13 protein-coding genes and 1 other RNA gene are annotated in these 17,434 nt (G+C 73.0%); 6 read left to right on the plus strand and 8 right to left on the minus strand.

From position 1 onward, the window contains the following. Positions 1-10: 10 nt before the first annotated feature. The 5 genes from ssrA to ftsE form a co-directional block, all read right to left on the minus strand. Positions 11-399: a transfer-messenger RNA gene (ssrA, locus tag BGK67_RS14470) on the minus strand. A gap of 82 nt (positions 400-481) precedes the next feature. Next, positions 482-967 carry an SsrA-binding protein SmpB gene (gene smpB / locus BGK67_RS14475; protein WP_069920480.1) on the minus strand — a complete coding sequence of 162 codons (486 nt, stop codon included), beginning with the start codon at positions 965-967 and terminating at the stop codon, positions 482-484. Between the two features lie 18 nt (positions 968-985). Beyond that, on the minus strand, positions 986-2,167 hold the full coding sequence (locus BGK67_RS14480; protein WP_069920481.1) for a S41 family peptidase: 1,182 nt from the start codon (positions 2,165-2,167) through the stop codon (positions 986-988). A gap of 67 nt (positions 2,168-2,234) precedes the next feature. Further along, a complete protein-coding gene (gene ftsX / locus BGK67_RS14485) occupies positions 2,235-3,197 on the minus strand; it encodes a permease-like cell division protein FtsX (protein ID WP_069920482.1) in 963 nt (320 codons plus the stop codon). Positions 3,198-3,214: 17 nt separating this feature from the next. Further along, entirely contained in the window at positions 3,215-3,904 is a 690-nt protein-coding gene (gene ftsE / locus BGK67_RS14490) for a cell division ATP-binding protein FtsE (protein WP_069923855.1), read from the minus strand. A 248-nt stretch (positions 3,905-4,152) separates the two neighbouring features. Here ftsE and BGK67_RS14495 point away from each other — a divergent pair, with 248 nt between their 5' ends. Further along, positions 4,153-4,344 carry a hypothetical protein gene (locus BGK67_RS14495; RefSeq protein ID WP_069920483.1) on the plus strand — a complete coding sequence of 64 codons (192 nt, stop codon included), beginning with the start codon at positions 4,153-4,155 and terminating at the stop codon, positions 4,342-4,344. 76 nt (positions 4,345-4,420) lie between these two features. Here BGK67_RS14495 and prfB read toward each other — a convergent pair whose 3' ends face one another. Next, positions 4,421-5,530, minus strand: coding sequence for a peptide chain release factor 2 (prfB, locus tag BGK67_RS14500; protein ID WP_069920484.1), 1,110 nt, complete (start codon positions 5,528-5,530; stop codon positions 4,421-4,423). A 327-nt stretch (positions 5,531-5,857) separates the two neighbouring features. Between prfB and BGK67_RS14505 the strand changes: the two genes are divergently transcribed. Further along, positions 5,858-6,874 (plus strand): isopenicillin N synthase family dioxygenase, encoded by a 1,017-nt coding sequence (locus BGK67_RS14505; protein WP_069920485.1) that lies wholly within the window; start codon positions 5,858-5,860, stop codon positions 6,872-6,874. 249 nt (positions 6,875-7,123) lie between these two features. Here the strand turns inward: BGK67_RS14505 and BGK67_RS14510 are convergent, their stop codons facing one another. Both BGK67_RS14510 and BGK67_RS14515 read right to left on the minus strand, forming a co-directional pair. Beyond that, complete coding sequence (locus tag BGK67_RS14510) at positions 7,124-8,389, minus strand: serine/threonine-protein kinase (protein WP_069920486.1); 1,266 nt, start codon at positions 8,387-8,389, stop codon at positions 7,124-7,126. A 159-nt stretch (positions 8,390-8,548) separates the two neighbouring features. Then, entirely contained in the window at positions 8,549-10,297 is a 1,749-nt protein-coding gene (locus tag BGK67_RS14515) for a serine/threonine-protein kinase (RefSeq protein WP_069920487.1), read from the minus strand. 415 nt (positions 10,298-10,712) lie between these two features. Here BGK67_RS14515 and BGK67_RS14520 point away from each other — a divergent pair, with 415 nt between their 5' ends. The 4 genes from BGK67_RS14520 to BGK67_RS14535 all read left to right on the plus strand — a co-directional run bounded on the left by BGK67_RS14520 (position 10,713) and on the right by BGK67_RS14535 (position 17,338). Continuing rightward, on the plus strand, positions 10,713-13,643 hold the full coding sequence (locus BGK67_RS14520) for an FHA domain-containing protein (RefSeq protein ID WP_069920488.1): 2,931 nt from the start codon (positions 10,713-10,715) through the stop codon (positions 13,641-13,643). A gap of 118 nt (positions 13,644-13,761) precedes the next feature. Then, a complete protein-coding gene (locus BGK67_RS14525; protein ID WP_069920489.1) occupies positions 13,762-15,123 on the plus strand; it encodes an ABC transporter substrate-binding protein in 1,362 nt (453 codons plus the stop codon). 5 nt (positions 15,124-15,128) lie between these two features. Then, positions 15,129-16,475 (plus strand): carbohydrate ABC transporter permease, encoded by a 1,347-nt coding sequence (locus tag BGK67_RS14530; protein ID WP_432215451.1) that lies wholly within the window; start codon positions 15,129-15,131, stop codon positions 16,473-16,475. After that, on the plus strand, positions 16,472-17,338 hold the full coding sequence (locus tag BGK67_RS14535; protein ID WP_069920490.1) for a carbohydrate ABC transporter permease: 867 nt from the start codon (positions 16,472-16,474) through the stop codon (positions 17,336-17,338). The genes BGK67_RS14530 and BGK67_RS14535 overlap by 4 nt, the downstream gene beginning before the upstream one ends. Positions 17,339-17,434 lie beyond the last annotated feature (96 nt).

A 17,434-nucleotide genomic window follows, 5' to 3' on the forward strand; every position in this document is an offset into this window, starting at 1 on the left:
CACATGGGATGAGTGGAGATGGCGGGAATCGAACCCGCGTCCAACGGTGCAGAAGCAGGGCTTCTCCGAGCGCAGTCCGCTGCGCTTTTCTCAGCCCCGGAGATCACACGGACAAGTCTCCGACGGGCTCAGTCACTGTTTGATTTCCCTCCAGCCCCCGTGACCGGGGCTAGAGGTTTAGATCCCTAATTGACGCCAGGATCCGGACCGGGACCACTTCCGGGCTGACGCTCCTCACAGAGGCTTCAGCTCACTGTTATTAGGCAGCGAGGGTGAAGCGGGAGTTATCGCTCTTGGAGTTGGCGATTATTGTTTGCGACATGTGGTTAGCGAGATCATTGCCGCTTCCTCGGCTCGCTTCCCCTGCATCGACATCCGCTGTCGAAACCGATCATCCCCATGTTTTTTTAACAATCTGCTCCGCCCCGGGGGGCGGTGCTGACGCCATGGTACGCGAAGTGGACCACCACGTGCCAGGTGATTAAACCGTACCCCGCTGCTTGCGGCGGATCGCCGAGATCGCCCGGTTCGTCTCGCGGGTGTCCTGCTTCTCCCGCAGGGTCTGCCGCTTGTCGTACTCCTTCTTGCCCTTGGCCAGCGCGATCTCGACCTTCGCGCGGCCGTCCTTGAAGTACAGCGAGAGGGGCACGATCGTGTGACCCGACTCGTCCGCCTTGCGCTCCAGCTTGTCGATCTCCTCCCGGTGCATGAGGAGCTTGCGCTTGCGCCGGGCGCTGTGGTTGGTCCAGGTGCCCTGGCTGTACTCCGGCACGTGCACGTTGTAGAGCCACGCCTCGCGGCCCTCCACCGACACGAACCCGTCGACCAGCGAGGCCCGGCCCTGGCGCATGGACTTGACCTCGGTCCCCGTGAGCACGAGGCCGCACTCGTAGGTGTCGAGGATCGTGTAGTCGTGCCGCGCCTTCTTGTTCTGGGCGATCAGCTTGCGCCCTTTTTCCTTAGCCATAGTGCGGTCATTTTCGCACTACGGACCCACCCCTAGGCCACCCAATACCTGCACGGCCCGCTCCTCGGCGCCGGTACCCGCCGCCACGTCCGGGGTGATGCCGCTGCCGTCCAGCCCGCGGCCGCCCGGCGTGCGGTACGTGCCGACCGTCAGCTCGGCCACCGAGCCGTCCGGGAGCTCCGTCGGCATCTGCACGGAACCCTTGCCGAAGGTCCGGCTGCCCACCGCCACGGCCCGGCCGCGGTCCTGGAGGGCGCCGGTCACCAGCTCGGCCGCGCTCATCGTGCCGCCGTCCACCAGGGCGACCAGCGGCCTGGTCGTGTCCCCGCCCGGGTCCGCGTACAGGGCGCGCTGCTCGCCCCGTACGTCGTACGTCGCCACCAGCCCGCCGTCCAGGAACGCGGAGGCGGCCGTCACCGCCTCGGCGACCAGCCCGCCCGGATTGCCGCGCAGGTCGAGCACGAGCCCGCCGCCGGGCGGGGCCGCGCGCACGGCCGCCTTGACGCGCTCGCCCGAACCGCGGGTGAAGGAGGCCACCTTGATGACGGTGATCCCGTCGCGGAGCTGCCGTACGGTCACCGGCTCGGTGCGCAGCTGCTCCCGGCGGACGGTCTCGGTGAGGTCGGCGCCCTCGCGGCTCAGGTTCAGGACGACGGGGGTGCCGGCCTCGCCGCGCAGCAGGGCGACCACGCCGGTGACGGCGAGGCCGGTGACGGCCTGTCCGTCGACGCTCAGCAGCCGGTCCCCGGGGCGTACGCCGGCCCGGGCGGCGGGGCCGGCGGGCTGGACCTTGTCGACCTCGATGCGGCCTTCCGGGCCGCGCCGGGCCCAGAGCCCGACCCCGGTCCAGCGGCCGTCGAGGCCCTCGGCGAAGGCGGCGTACTCGCCCTGGTCGTAGACGGTGCCCCAGCGGTCGCCGCTGCGGCTGACCACCTCCTGGGCGGCCTTCTTGCCGGACTTCCCGTCGGCGACGGCCTCGGCGGCGGCCCGGGCCACGGCCTCGCGGTCGGCGGTGCCCGTGACCCTGGGCGGCTCGGGCACGGGTCCCTGCGCACGGGCGGCGAAGGCTGCCGCGGGGGCTTCGCGGTCCCAGCAGCCGGTGCTCGCGGCGGTGCCGACGGCCGCGAGGAAAGCCAACGTCAAGACGGCCCCGCGACGCAGGTCGCGGGGCCGGAGACAGAGGGCGGGCAGACCCGGCATGGCGCCGAGTCTAGGACAAGCCCCGTGCCGGTACGGATGGTTGGCCGGACCGCTCACGGGGCGCTTGTCACACCTTCAGGTACTTGCGCAGTGCGAGGAACGCGGCCACCGCGGGCATCAGGAGGCCGATGAACAGCACGTACGGCAGCTTGCCGATCATCGCCCCCCAGCCCAGGAAGTCGATGAGCTGGATCTTGTCCCGCAGGCCGACGCCGTGGTCGATGACGAAGTACTGGCCCGAGACGAGCATCACACAGGCGAACAGGGCGCCGATGAGCCCGGCGACGGCCGCCTCCATGATGAAAGGGACCTGGATGTAGAAGCTGGAGGCACCCACCAGCCGCATGATCCCGGTCTCCCGCCTCCGGCTGAACGCGGAGACGCGCACCGTGTTGACGATCAGCAGCAGCGCCACGATCAGCATGATCAGCATGATGCCGAGGGCGGCGAAGTTGAGGTAGTTGAGGATCTTGAAGAGGTCGTCGATGGCCTGGCGCTGGTCGTCGACGGTGTGGATGCCGTCCCGGCCGGTGAAGGCCGAGGTGACGACCTTGTACTTCTCCGGGTCCTTGAGCTTGACCCGGAAGGACTCCTGCATCTGGTCGGGGGTGATGGAGGAGGCCAGCGCCGTGTGGCCGTACTGCTCCTGGTAGTGCTTGTAGGCCTCGTCCGCCGACTCGTAGGCGACGGACTTCACCAGGGACATCTGCTTGAGCTCGGCCTCGATCTGCTTCTTCTGCTCGTCGGTCACCGCGCCTTTGCGGCAGGTGGCCACGCCCAGGTCGCCGGATCCGGCCGTCTTGTTGGCGGCCTCGGTGGCCTGCTCGGCGTCCGACTTGTTGCAGAGGTAGATCGAGACGTTGGCCTTGTCGTACCAGTAGCCCTTCATCTTGCTCACCTGCTCGCGCATGAGCAGGGAGCCACCGAACAGGGCCAGCGACAGGGCCACGGAGATGATGACCGCGAAGGTCATGGTGAGATTGCGACGGAGACCGACGCCGATCTCCGACATGACGAACTGGGCGCGCATTGCGTCTCAGGGACCTTTCAGTGCTGGTAGCCGTAGACGCCGCGCGACTGGTCGCGCACGAGTCGGCCCTGTTCGAGTTCGATGACGCGCTTGCGCATCTGGTCGACGATCTGCTGGTCGTGGGTCGCCATGATCACGGTGGTGCCGGTGCGGTTGATCCGGTCCAGCAGCTTCATGATCCCGACGGAGGTCTGGGGGTCGAGGTTGCCGGTGGGCTCGTCCGCGATGAGCAGGGCGGGGCGGTTGACGAAGGCGCGGGCGATGGCCACGCGCTGCTGCTCACCGCCGGAGAGCTCGCCGGGCATCCGGTCCTCCTTGCCGCCGAGGCCGACGAGTTCCAGGACCTGCGGGACGGCCTTGCGGATCTCGCCCCGCGGCTTGCCGATGACCTCCTGCGCGAAGGCCACGTTCTCGGCCACCGTCTTGTTGGGCAGCAGGCGGAAGTCCTGGAAGACGGTCCCCAGCTGGCGCCGCATCTGCGGGACCTTCCAGTTGGAGAGCTTGGCGAGGTCCTTGCCCAGGACGTGGACCTGGCCGTGGCTCGCCCGCTCCTCGCGCAGGATGAGCCGCAGGAAGGTGGACTTGCCGGAGCCGGAGGAGCCGACCAGGAAGACGAACTCGCCCTTCGCGATGTCCAGGGAGACATCTCTGAGTGCGGGGCGGTTCTGCTTCGGGTAGGACTTGGAGACGCTGTCGAATCGGATCACGGTGCACCACGGTCGCCGGGAGTAGGTGAGCGTGACCATACGCGAACGGGCGCGGGGTGTGGACCCGGCAACCGGAGATGCCCCTTATATCCCCTGGCCCGGGAGGGACCGGGACCGTCGGAAGCGCGATTGACCGGAGGGGCCGCGCCGAATGCCTGCGAAGCTGGCACAGTGGTAGGGGGAACGGTCTCGTTCCCCACCGCGTTGTAGTCGGTGTCGCAATGTGAAGGGGACGAGAGGAGGAGCGCATGACATATGACCGGCTCGTGTGCGCGAACTGCGCCGCACCCGTAAGCCAGGGCCGCTGCCCTGTGTGCCGGGCAAACCGGGAGCGCCTCCAGCAGGAGGGCCCCTTCTCCGGCCTGAATCCCGTGGCACTCATCGCCCTCATGGTGATCCTGGTGGCCGCGCTGGCACTGGTGGCCCAGCAGACCGCGTAGACGTACCGATCATGACGTACTCATGACGAAAGGGCCCGGACACCAGGTGTCCGGGCCCTTTCCGCATGCCAGCGGGTTACGCGGTCTGCTCCTGCTGCTTGCGCCAGCGGATGCCGGCCTCGAGGAAGCCGTCGATCTCGCCGTCGAGCACCGCCTGCGGGTTGCCGACCTCGAACTCCGTCCGCAGGTCCTTGACCATCTGGTACGGGTGCAGGACGTAGGAGCGCATCTGGTTGCCCCAGGAGCTGCCGCCGTCCTTGAGGGCGTCCATCCTGGCCTGCTCCTCCTGGCGGCGCCGCTCGAGCAGCTTGGCCTGGAGGACGTTCATGGCGCTGGCCTTGTTCTGGATCTGCGAGCGCTCGTTCTGGCAGGAGACCACGATGCCGGTCGGGAGGTGCGTGATGCGCACCGCCGAGTCGGTGGTGTTGACGCCCTGGCCGCCGGGGCCGGAGGCGCGGTACACGTCGATGCGCAGCTCGCCCTCGTCGATCTCGACGTGGTCGCTGGACTCGACGACCGGCAGCACCTCGACGCCCGCGAAGGAGGTCTGGCGGCGGCCCTGGTTGTCGAAGGGCGAGATCCGCACGAGGCGGTGGGTGCCCTGCTCGACGGAGAGCGTGCCGTAGGCGTACGGGGCCTTGACGACGAAGGTGGTCGACTTGATGCCGGCCTCTTCCGCGTACGAGGTCTCGTAGACCTCGGTCGCGTAGCCGTGCCGCTCGGCCCAGCGCAGGTACATGCGCTGCAGGCGCTCGGCGAAGTCGGAGGCGTCGACGCCGCCGGCCTCGGCGCGGATGTTGACCAGGGCCTCGCGCTCGGCGTACTCGCCGGAGAGCAGGGTCCGGACCTCCATCTCGTCCAGCGCCTTGCGCACGGAGACCAGCTCCGCCTCGGCCTCGGCGAGGGTCTCCGCGTCGTCCATCTCCTGGGCGAGGTCGAACAGCACCGAGAGGTCGTCGATGCGCCCGCGCAGGGTCTCGGTCTTGCGGACCTCTGCCTGGAGGTGCGAAAGCTTGCTCGTGATCTTCTGGGCGGCCTCCGGGTCGTCCCACAGGGACGGCGCGGCGGCCTGCTCCTCGAGCACGGCGATATCTGCCCTCAGCTTGTCGAGGTCCAGGACGGCCTCGATCGACCCCATGGTCGAGGAGAGGGACTTCAGCTCTTCGGAAACATCGACGACTGCCACGGGTCCAGCGTAGCCGGTCCGCGGGCGGGACCGTCCGGGCAGGCCGGATCACCCGTACTGATGACCGCTCGTACGGGCGTACGCTCACCGTATGACCGTTCCCTTCGTCACGCGCCTCGTGAAGCGCCGGCATGTGGACCACATGCGCGTCACGACGTCGAGCTGTCTGCCGCCGGACCATCCCCAAGCCTGATCCACACCGATCCGACTTGGTCCTGTACGCGGCCCAAGCGGTCCCGGCGCCATCCCTGCCGGCGGCCCTCCCCACCCGCGGCCCCCGCCACCCGTTGGGGAACAGGACCCCGTGACATCCGAAACGGAGACGTCATGCCGTCCGCGCACTCCACCGCCCTTCCCGCCCTCCCCGTCCTGGACCTCTCCGAGGCCGACGACCCGGCCCGGCGGGCCGGATTCCTGAAGAAGCTCCACGGAGCGGCCAGGGACAGCGGGTTCCTGCACCTCACCGGGCATGGCGTCACCGACGCCGAGAGCGCCCGCGTCCTGGAGCTGACCAGGGCCTTCTTCGCCCTTCCGGAAGCCGACCGGCTGGCCGTGAGCAATCTGAACTCCCCGCACTTCCGGGGATACACCCGGATCGGCCACGAGCTGACCGGCGGGGCCTCGGACTGGCGGGACCAGCTGGACGTGGGCGCGGAGCGGCCGGCGCCGGAGGTCGGGCCGGGGGACCCGGCGTACCTGTGGCTGGAGGGCCCGAACCAGTGGCCCGCGGCGCTGCCGGAGCTGCGGGGCGTGGTACTGGACTGGCAGGCCCGGCTGGCGGGGGTGGCGCACCGGCTGCTCCGGGAGATCCTGGCGTCGATCGGAGCCCCGGCGGACTTCTTCGACGCGGCCTTCGCGGACCGGCCCCACCTGCACACGAAGCTGATCCGCTACCCGGGGTCGGACCCGACGGGGGCGGACCAGGGGGTCGGCGCGCACAAGGACTACGGCTTCCTGACCCTGCTCCTCCAGGACTCGGTGGGCGGCCTGCAGGTGGTGCGGGACGGGGGCTACGTCGACATCCCGCCGCTGCCCGGGGCGTTCGTGGTCAACCTGGGCGAGCTGCTGGAGATCGCGACGGAGGGCTACCTGACGGCGACGGACCACCGGGTGGTCAGCCCGCCGGGGGCGGTGGAGCGGTATTCGGTGCCGTTCTTCTACAACCCGCGGCTGGACGCGGTGGTGGAGACCGTGCCCGGGGACTACCTGGCGGCGGCGCCGGGCATCGCGCACGACGCGTTGAACCCGCTGCACGCCGAGTACGGGCGCAACGAGCTGAAGGGCTGGGTCCGGGCGCACCCCGCCGTGGCGCGGCGCTGGCACCCGGAACTGGTCACTCCGTAGCCGCCCCCGGGCCCGCCCATTCCCGCGCCGCAAACGCCGATGGGGCTGGATAGGGCTCCCGCCGCCTGCGCGGCGCGGCTGGATGGCCCGCAGGGCAACATCCGGGCCGAAAACCCAGCCCCGCCGGCGATTGAGGCGCGGGGGCAGGCCCGGACCCCGAACCTCCCAGCCCCGCCGGCGATTGAGGCGCGGGGGGTACGGGGCGGAGCCCCGGGTCCTTTAGCCCCGTCGGCGGTTGCGGCGCGGGGGTTACGGGGTGTGGGGGACCGACTGTTTGTTGTCCTGGGGGGGTGCGGGCTCGTCCGCGGTCATGAGCCACGTGCCCAGGCCCACCGCCGCGGCCAGCGCCACGGCCGAGACGGACAGCACCAGCCGCCGCTTGCGCGCGGCCTCCGCGCGGTGGCGGGCCGAGCCCGGGCGGTGGCCGCCCGCCGGGCGGGGGACCCGGGCCGTGCCCAGCGCGCCGCCCGCCAGCTCGTCCGGCCCCGGCACCCGCATCGAGGTGTGGGTGTCCCGGTTGGAGTCCGTGGCCGAGCCCGGCACCAGCGGGACCACGCCCCGGCGGCGCACCGGCTCGGCGCCGGCCCCGGCCGAAGCCGCGGCCGGGTCGTCCGCGGGGTCCGGCTCCGGCTCCGCGTCGTCCGGCTCGTCCACGTCCAGCGGCGGCATCCCGGCCAGCAGCGGCAGCAGGTCCCGGAGGCGTACGGAGAGCTCCGAGGCGCGCAGCCGCGAGGCCGGCGCCTTGGCCAGGCACTGCACGATCAGCTGCCACAGCTCGTCGGGGATGCCCGGCAGCGGGACCACGGTCTCCGTGACGTGCCGCCGCAGGACCGCGCCCGGGTGGCCCCCGCCGAAGGGGGTGAATCCGGCCAGCAGCTCGTACAGGACCGTGGCCAGGGCGTATATGTCCACCGCCGCCCGCGGGGGCAGCCCCTCCACGATCTCCGGCGCCAGATAGTCCGGCGTGCCGATGATCCGCGTGGTCGGCGCCGAGGCCCGGCCCGCGGAGGCCCGCCGCGGGCTGTCGATCAGCTTGGCCACGCCGAAGTCGGTCAGCAGCGCCGGATGCGCGCCGCCCGGGCCGAGCGGCCCCTGCATGTCCAGCAGGACGTTCTCGGGCTTGACGTCGCGGTGGACGACCCCGGCCGCGTGCGCGGCCGCCAGCGCGTCCGCGACGTCCGCGACGATGGCCACGGCCGCCTCGGGGGCGAGCCTGCGCTCGCGGTCGAGGCGCGTGCGCAGGTCCGTACCGCGTACGAGGTCCATCACGAGGGCCAGGTCGTTGCCGTCGACGACGAGGTCGCGGACGGAGACGACGTGCGGATGCTCCAGGCGGAGCAGCGCGCTGCGCTCCTGGACGAACCGTCCGACCAGCTCCTGGTCGGAGGCGAGGTCCTCGCGCAGCAGTTTGACGGCGACGGGCCCGTCAGGCCCCTCGCCCAGCCACACCGTGCCCGCGCTGCCGCGCCCCAGGATCTGGTGCGCGGTGTACCGGCTGCCGATCTTCCGTGCCACGACTGCTCCCTCAGCGGCTGGCGTACGCACCAAAGCTACGCGGCCGGGTGGGCGTTGGAGGCCAGCAGGGGCCCGGATTCGCGGCGACCTTCACTTCTGCGGGCGAAAACACGTCCCAGAAGTCGACAAATCCACGAACTCGGCGCTTCGGGGCCCGGTTCAGGGCTGCGTGGTGCCCGAGCCCTCCCCGACGGAGCCCACCCAGTCGGCGATGGAGGAGCCCCACGTCCACAGCTGGTCCCACCAGCCGCGGCCGGTGCCGACCCACTCCTGGAGCGGGGTCAGCTCCCAGATCAGCCAGCCCGCCACGACGAACAGCAGGATCATGACCAGGCAGCCCTTGAGGCAGCCGAGGCCGGGGATCCGTACCGGGTTGGCGCTGCGGCGGCGCGGCTCGCGCGGGGGCTGCTGCCGGGGCGGCGGGCTCTGCGGCGGCTGCTGCTGGGGCGGCTGCTGCGGCTGCGGCTGCCGGTACTGGGGCTGCTGCGCAGGTTGCGGCTGCTGGTACGGCTGCGGCTGGTGCTGCTGCGGCTGGTAGTGCTGCGGAGGCGGCGGGGGCGCGTACTGCTGCTGCGGAGGCCGCTGCTGGGGCTGGCGGTACTGAGGCTGCTGCGGCTGCTGGTACTGCTGCTGAGGAGGCTGCTGGGGCCGGTGCTGCGGCGGCTGCTGGGGCCGGTGCTGCGGCGGCGGAGGCGCCTGCCGCTGCGGGCGGCGGCGCAGCGGGTCCTCGCTCGGGTCGAGGTACTGGACCTGCGTCTGCTCGTTGCGGTCGCGGACGGCGCGCATCTGCGATTCCCACGGATGCGGCTGGTCCGGCTGCTGCACGGGCGGCATCACCGAGGTCGGGTCCGCCCCGCCGGGCGCGCCGACCGGCGGCATGACGCTGGTCATGGCATTCGGGTCGTACGCGCCCAGGGGCGCGCCGGCGCCCGCGGGCAGCACCTGGGTGGGGTCGGCGGATCCCAGGACGCCCGGGGTTTCGGGGACCGGCGCCGGGGACGGGTCGGGCGCGAGCAGCGCGCCGACGCCGAGCGCGGCCTCCACCTCGACCGCCGAGGAGTGCACGCCGATGCCGGCGGCTACCACGCGCAGGCCGCGGGCCAGGCTCTGGGCGCTGGGCCGCTCGTTCGGCTCCTTGCGCAGGCAGCGCTCGACGACGGTCCACAGGGGCTCGGGGACGGTCGAGGGGCGCTGCGGCTCCTCGCTGAGGTGGCGGTGGAGCACTTCGAGCGCCGTGCCGCCCGCGAAGGGCGGTCGGCCGGTGAGGAGTTCGTAGAGCAGGATGCCGGCGCCGTAGATGTCGACCGCGGAGGTCTGCGGGCGGCCCTCGGCGGACTCGGGGGCCACGTAGGCCGGGGTGCCGACGAACTCGTGGGTGCGGGTCAGGCCCGGGGAGTCCGCGAGGCGGGCGATGCCGAAGTCGGTGAGCATCGGGCGCATCTGTCCGCCCCGCTCGTCGAGCAGCACGTTGGCCGGCTTCAGGTCGCGGTGGACCACGCCGTCGGCGTGGCTGGCGGCGAGCGCGTCCGCGATCTGCGCGGTCAGCAGGCTCGCGGCGACGGGGGTGAAGGGGCCGTTCTGGCGGAGGTACTTGTGCAGGTCCGGGCCGTCGATCAGGTCCATGACCAGGGCCAGCAGGTCGCCCTCGACCACGAGGTCGCGGGTGCGCACGATGTTGGGGTGCGTCAGGCGCAGCAGGACGGAGCGCTCCCGCAGGAAGCGCATGACGATGTCCGCGTCCTGGGCCAGCTCCTCCTTGAGGACCTTGATGGCCACCGTCTCGCCGGGCTGCCCGGCGACGGCCGCCTCGGCCCCCGCGGTCTCCCGCTGGCGGGCACGCCAGACGGTGCCCGTGGCGCCGCGCCCGAGCGGCTCCTCGAGCAGGTACTTGCTGCCGACTGGCCGCACGTCTCGCGCTCCCCTGCTGTCGTCTTGTGTCGTCAGGATTTTCCGACCCACTCTAGGGGGTGTCCCCATGAAGGACGCCGGGCGCCGGAGGTTGGTTGCCGCACATATGTACGGAGGGTGATGTTCCGGGGTTATGCCGGAGGCGATTTTCCCCTGCTCTCCGTCCCGTCCGGCCGAGGTCCGCGCCGTGCCGTGACCGATCAAGATCAATTGTCGGCGGGCGCCGGGCGTGTTGTCCGCGACAGGTGCGAGGATGCACCCGTACGGAACGGCACGGGCGGGAGCCGCGCCTTTTCGGCAGACCTGACCGGACGACGCGTCCGTGCCGGGCGGGGGGCGGTCGGGCAGTGGTGTGCCGGCTTTCCCCTGCCGGGCGCACACACCGCGCACCGCGCAGAAGGGACCGCTGACGGCGATGCAGATCCGGCTGACCGTCCTTGGGTCGCGCAGCGGCCACCAGCCCTCGACCGCCCCTGTGAGCTGTGACGTACTCGTCACCGCGCCCGTCGGCACCGCGCTCGCCGCGGTCGCCTCCGGACTCGCGGCGACCGTCGGCGGACCCGACACCGGGGGCACGGTCGTCCTCTACGCCGGAGCCGAGCGCCTCGACCTCCAGCGGCGGGTGCTGGGCGAACCCCCGCTGGTGGACGGGGCGGTGGTGGCCCTGCACGGCCCGGTCCCGGACGTACTGCCCGAGGAGAGCCTCGGCGCGCCCCAGCTGCACGTGGTGGCCGGGCCCGACGCGGGCGGGGTGCACCTGCTGCACAGCGGGCAGATCAAGGTGGGCCGCTCCGCCGACGCCGACGTCCCGCTGGACGACCCCGACGTGTCCCGGCTGCACTGCACGGTGACGGTGCTGCGGGACGGGCGGGTGGCGGTGGCCGACCTGGACTCGACGAACGGCACCACCCTGGACGGCTCCCCGGTGGGCCCCCAGCCGGTGGCCCTGCCGCCGGGCGCGCTGCTGCGGGTGGGCGAGTCCACGCTGCGGCTGGCCGCCGCGGCCGCCGCCCCGCTGCCGGTGACCCCGGACCTGGAGGGCCACCTCGCCCTCGGCGCCCGCGGCCCCGCAGCCGCCGTTCCGGGTCCGCCCGCACCCCGCCCCGGCCTGCCCGGCGCGCAGTGGACCGGCACCCCCGGCTCGGCGCCGGACCCCTACGCCGGGGACCCGCACGCGGCAGCGGCCGCACCGGAGCCCGCCGCCGCGAACGCGCCGGAGGAAGTGCCGGCCGGGCGCCGCAAGGGCCTCGGCGCGTGGGCCCGCAAATGGGTCCGGGGCGAGGAGGCCGCCGAAGCCCCGGCCGGCCCCCCGGCCGCGGCCGCCCCCGCCGCACCCGACCCCGACGACCCGGCCGCGCTGCTGCTGGCCGCGCTGGGGCCCACCGACCGGCTGTGGTCCCGTACGCCGGGACACCCCGGCGTACTGGACGTCGGGCTCGGCGCCGGCAGCCGGGTGTCGCTGCGCGCGGTCGGCGCCCTCGGCCTCGCCGGCCCGCGCGTCCGGCTGACGGGCCTGGCCCGCTGGGTGATCGCGCAGCTGGCGGCCCTGCACGCCCCCGCGCAGCTGGAGATCGTGCTGGTCTCCACCGACCGGGCGCGCACCCTCGCCGAACGGCGCCGCGACTGGGGCTGGCTCGGCTGGCTGCCCCACGTACGGCCCGCGCACGGCCAGGACTGCCGGCTGCTCCTCGCGTACGACCGCGACCAGGCGGCCGCCCGGGCCGGCGAGCTGACCCGGCGCCTCGCCGACGGCCCGCTCGGCACGCACTGGGCGGCCGCCGATCCGGAGCGGGTGCGGCAGGCCGCCGAGGCCTACGAGGGCCCGTACACCCTCCTCGTCCTGGACGGCGATCCGGGCACGGGCGCCCTGCGCGACCTCACCGGGCGGCTCGCCTCGCACGGACCGGCCGCCGGGATCCACGTCCTGGCGCTGGCCGAGACCCCGCCCGCGACGCCCGCCTCCCCGGTCGCCGAGACGTACGAGGCCGCCTGCGCGAGCACCCCGGCCTTCCGGGACTGCGGCGCGGTCGCCCTGCTCAGCGGGGACGTGGCCACGACCGTACGGACCTTCGCGGTCCTCGGCGGCAGACCGGCCCCGAGCGGTGAGACGGCCACCGCCGACGCCGTGTCCGCGGCCTGGGCCGAGCGGTTCGCCCGGGCCCTGGCTCCGCTGCGCACCGACGGCGCGGGCACCGCCGAGCCGTACCGGCCGGCCGCCGCCACCCTGCCCGTGACGGCCCGGCTGCTGGACGAGCTGGGACTGGCGCGGGCCACCCCGGCCTCCCTGATGGCCCGTTGGGCCGCCGCCACCGAGCAGGGGCAGGCGGTGGGCGGCCTGGTCGAGATGGTGCTGGGCAGCGGACGGCGCGGCCCCGTCGGCACCGAGCTCGTCCACGACGGCCCGCACCTGCTCGTCGAGGGGCCGGCCGGCAGCGGGCGCACCGAGCTGCTGCGGTCGGTGGCCGCGTCCCTGTCCGCGGGCGCCCGGCCCGATCGGCTCGGGCTGCTCCTGCTGGACGGGGCGGGCGGCGAGCGCGGCGAGGGGCTGGCGCCCTGCACCGACCTCCCGCACGTCGCGGCCCACCTGGTGGCCTCGGACCCGCTGCGGATGCGGGAGTTCGCCCAGGCCCTGGGCGCGGAGCTCAAGCGCCGCGCCGAGCTGCTGGACGGGACGCCGTTCGCCGAATGGCACGCCCGGCGCGAGGTCTCCGACCGGATGGTCGCGCCCCGCCGGCCCACGGAGGGCGAGTCGCGCGGTGATCTCGACCCCCAGCGGACGGGCACGCTGCGGCTGCGCTCCTCCCTGTCGGCGGCCCGTACCGACCCGGCCGGGCCCACTCCGCTTCCCCGCCTGGTGGTGCTGGTGGACGACTTCGACGCGCTGGTCGCGCCGGGTCTCGGCAGCACCGGCCGCCCCGCCGCCGGTTCGGTGGTCCGGGCGCTGGAGGCGGTGGCCCGGGAGGGCGCCCGGCTCGGGGTGCACCTGGTGGCCACCAGCGCGCGCCCGGACCGCACGGCCGACACGGTGCTGGCCCGGCTGTCCACCCTGCGCGTGGAGCTCGACGCGCCGGACCAGCCCGGTCCCGGCCGCGGCCTGCTCCGCTGTCCGGACGGCCGGACGGTGCCCTTCCAGGCGGGCCGGGTCACCGGCCGCATTCCCAGGACGGCGACCCAGCGCCCGACCGTGGTGCCGGTGGAGTGGGAGCGGATGGGAGATCCGCCGGCCCGCCGCCCGGTGCGCGAGCTGGGCAACGGACCGACCGACCTCGCCCTGCTGGCCAGCGCCCTGGACCGGGCCTCGCACCTGGTCTCGGCGATACCCGTGCTGTTCCCGCCCGCCCCGTAGGGCCCGCCCGTCGGACCGGGACGGCGCGGCCCCGCTGCCCGAGGCGGTATTGCGGGGCCGCGCCGGTCGGCGTAGACCTTGTGGTCCAGGACACACCACGGGCATCGGGGGCAGAACCATGCGCAGGCACGGAACGAGCCGGACGACACTCAGCTGGGCGGCGCTGGCCGCGGCGGGCGCGCTCACGCTCGGCGCGTGCGGCGGGGGCGACGGCGGGAAGGACCAGCCGGCCCCGGGCGGTGCGGAGCAGACCCCCAGCGTGGCGTTACCCCAGCTGAACGGCGAGAAGCTGGAGGTCGCGGCGGTCTGGACGGGGCCCGAGCAGGAGAACTTCACCAAGGTCCTGAAGGAGTTCGAGAAGCGGACGGGAGCCTCCGTCACCTTCGTCCCGGCCCAGGACCCGATCGTCACCTTCCTCGGCTCGAAGATCGCGGGCGGGGCGCCGCCGGACGTGGCGCTGCTCCCGCAGGTCGGGGCGCTGGTCTCGGCGGTGCAGAACAAGTGGGCGCAGCCGGTGGGCCCGGAGGCCCAGGCGCAGCTCGACAAGAACTACTCGGCGGGCTGGAAGACGCTCGGGGCCGTCGGGGGCACCCAGTACGGCGTCTACTACAAGGCCGCGAACAAGTCGCTGATCTGGTACAACGCGAAGGCCTTCGAGGCGGCGGGCGTCAAACCCCCGGCGACCTGGAAGGAGTTGCTGACCGCGGCCGACACCCTGTCCGCCTCGGGCACGCCGGCGGTCTCGGTGGCCGGCGCCGACGGCTGGACCCTCACCGACTGGTTCGAGAACGTGTACCTGTCGCAGGCCGGCCCGGAGAAGTACGACCAGCTGGCCAAGCACGAGATCAAGTGGACGGACGACAGCGTCAAGCAGGCCCTGACCACGCTGGGCGAGCTGTTCGGGCGCAAGGACTTCCTGGCGGGCGGCCCGAGCGGGGCGCTGTCGACCGAGTTCCCGAAGTCGGTGACGCAGACGTTCACCGGCGGCGACCGGCCGGCGGCGGCGATGGTCTTCGAGGGCGACTTCGTGGCGGTGAACATCGCGCAGACCGAGGCGAAGGTGGGCACGGACGCGCTCGTCTTCCCCTTCCCGGCCGTCGGCGCGAAGGCTCCGGTGGTCTCGGGCGGTGACGTGGCGGTGGCGCTGAAGCCGTCGAAGGGCGCGCAGGCGCTGCTGACCTTCCTGGCGTCGGCGGACGCGGCCGCCATCCAGGCCCGCGAGGGCGGTTTCATCTCCCCGAACAAGGCGGTCGACCCGGCCGCCTACCCCAACGACATCCAGCGGAACATCGCCAAGGCGCTGATCGCGGCGGGCGACGACTTCCGCTTCGACATGTCGGACCAGGCTCCGGCGGCCTTCGGCGGGACCCCGGGCGCGGGTGAGTGGAAGGCCCTCCAGGACTTCCTGGCGAACCCGTCGGACGTGGCGGGCACCCAGGCGAAACTGGAGGCGGACGCGGCCAAGGCCTACGGGAACTGATTCCGGTGGCGGACAAGGTCACCACCCCGGCCCCGGCCGCCCGGGCGGGCAGGAACGCCCGGGCGGCCGAGGCCAGGCGCCGCCGCCTGATCGCGGCGGCGTTCCTCCTGCCGGCGCTCGTGCTGCTGGGCGCGCTCGTCGTGCACCCGATCGGCTACTCGATCTACCGCAGCTTCTTCGACCGCCCCGGCACCGGGTTCGTCGGCGGCGACAACTACCGGGAGATATTGAGCGATCCCACCATCCGCACCGCCCTGCAGAACACGGCGCTGTGGGTGGTGCTCGCGCCGACCACGGCCACCGCCCTCGGCCTGATCTTCGCGGTGCTCACCGAACGGATCCGCTGGGGAACGGCGTTCAAGCTGCTGGTGTTCATGCCGATGGCGATCTCGATGCTGGCGGCGGGCATCATCTTCCGCCTCGTCTACGACCACGACCCCGACCGGGGCGTCGCCAACGCGGTCTGGGTCGGCGTCCACGACACCTTCGCGGAGTCCTCGGCCTTCCCCAAGGCCCGCCCGGGCCGGGACTCCCCGCTGACGGACGCCGGCGGGGGCGCCTTCGTGACCCGCGATCCGGTCCGCGCGGGCACCCCGGTGCTGCTGCCGCTGGTCGGCGTGGCCCCGGAGGCCCTGCCCGAGGGGACCCGTACGGCCAAGACGGCGGCTACCGAGCCGGGCAAGGTGACCGGGACGGCCTGGCAGGACTTCACCCGCGGCGGGGGCGGCGCCACGAACACGGTCGACCCGGCCGAACAGGCCTTCGCCGGGATGCGGATCGAGGCGGTCAAGGACGGCCGGGTCGTCGATACGGCGACGGCCCGCGCCGACGGCACCTTCACGCTGTCCGCGAAGGCCGACGGAGCCCGGCTGCGCCTGCCGGCGGCGAACTTCCGCGAGGCGTACGCGGGGGTCCAGTGGCTGGGCCCGGCGCTGGTCACCCCGTCGGTGATCGCGGCGTACGTATGGATGTGGGCCGGTTTCGCGATGGTGCTGATCGGGGCGGGCCTGGCCTCCGTACCGCGCGAGCTGCTGGAGGCGGCGCGGGTGGACGGGGCGAGCGAGTGGCAGGTGTTCCGCCGGATCACCGTCCCGCTGCTGGCCCCCGTGCTGGCGGTGGTGCTGGTCACCCTCGTCATCAACGTGATGAAGGTCTTCGACCTGGTCTTCGTGATCGCGCCGGGGGCCGTGCAGGACGACGCGAACGTGCTCGCGCTCCAGCTCTACCGGACCTCCTTCGGCACGGACGCCGATCCGGGCCTGGGCAGTGCCATCGCCGTGCTGCTGCTGGTGCTGGTGGTCCCGGTGATGCTGGTGAACATCCGTCGGCTGCGGAAGGAGGGGTCCCGATGAGCCGGTCCGCCCGGGCCTCGTACGCCCAGGCCGTTTCCGCCAAGGTCGCCGCGGGCGCGGTACGCGTGTTCCTGGTGGCGGCCGCGCTCTTCTGGCTGATGCCCACCCTCGGTCTGCTGCTCTCCTCCTTCCTGTCCCCGGGCGACCTGAACCGGGGCGGCTGGTGGCAGGCGCTGACCGCGCCCGCGCGACTGACCGCCGACAACTACGAGCGGCTGCTGGCGAACGACACGATCACCTCCTCGCTGCTGAACACCGTCGCGATCGCGGTCCCCGCCACGCTGCTGGTCCTGGTCCTGGGCGCGTTCGCCGGATACGCCTTCGCGTGGCTGGAGTTCCCCGGACGGGACTGGCTCTTCCTGGTCGTCGTGGGGCTGCTGGTCGTCCCGGTCCAGGTGGCGCTGATCCCGGTCTCCGAACTCTTCGGCTCCATCGGGCTGTTCGAGACCACCGCCGGCGTGGTGCTCTTCCACACCGCCTTCGGGCTGCCGTTCGCGGTGTTCCTGCTGCGGAACTTCTTCGCGCAGATCCCGCGCGAGCTGCTGGAGGCGGCCCGCCTGGACGGGGCGGGCGAACTACGGCTGTTCGCCCGGGTGGTGCTGCCGCTGGGCGGTCCGGCCATCGCCTCGCTCGGCATCTTCCAGTTCCTGTGGGTGTGGAACGACATGCTGGTCGCGCTGGTCTTCGCGGACTCCGCGAACCCGCCGGTGACGGTGGCGCTCCAGCAGCAGGTACGGCAGTTCGGGAACAACATCGACGTGCTGGCGCCCGGCGCGTTCCTGTCGATGGTGATCCCGCTCGTGGTCTTCTTCGCCTTCCAGCGGCAGTTCGTCTCGGGGGTGATGGCCGGGGCGATCAAGTAGCGGCGGGCGCCGGGGCGCGGGCCGCCTCGACGTGCGGTGTTGACGCTGCGTAACCCGATTGCCGCACGCTGCGTAACCCGAACACCACACCGGGGG

Origin of the sequence: Streptomyces subrutilus (assembly GCF_001746425.1) — a bacterium.
GTDB lineage: Bacteria > Actinomycetota > Actinomycetes > Streptomycetales > Streptomycetaceae > Streptomyces > Streptomyces subrutilus_A.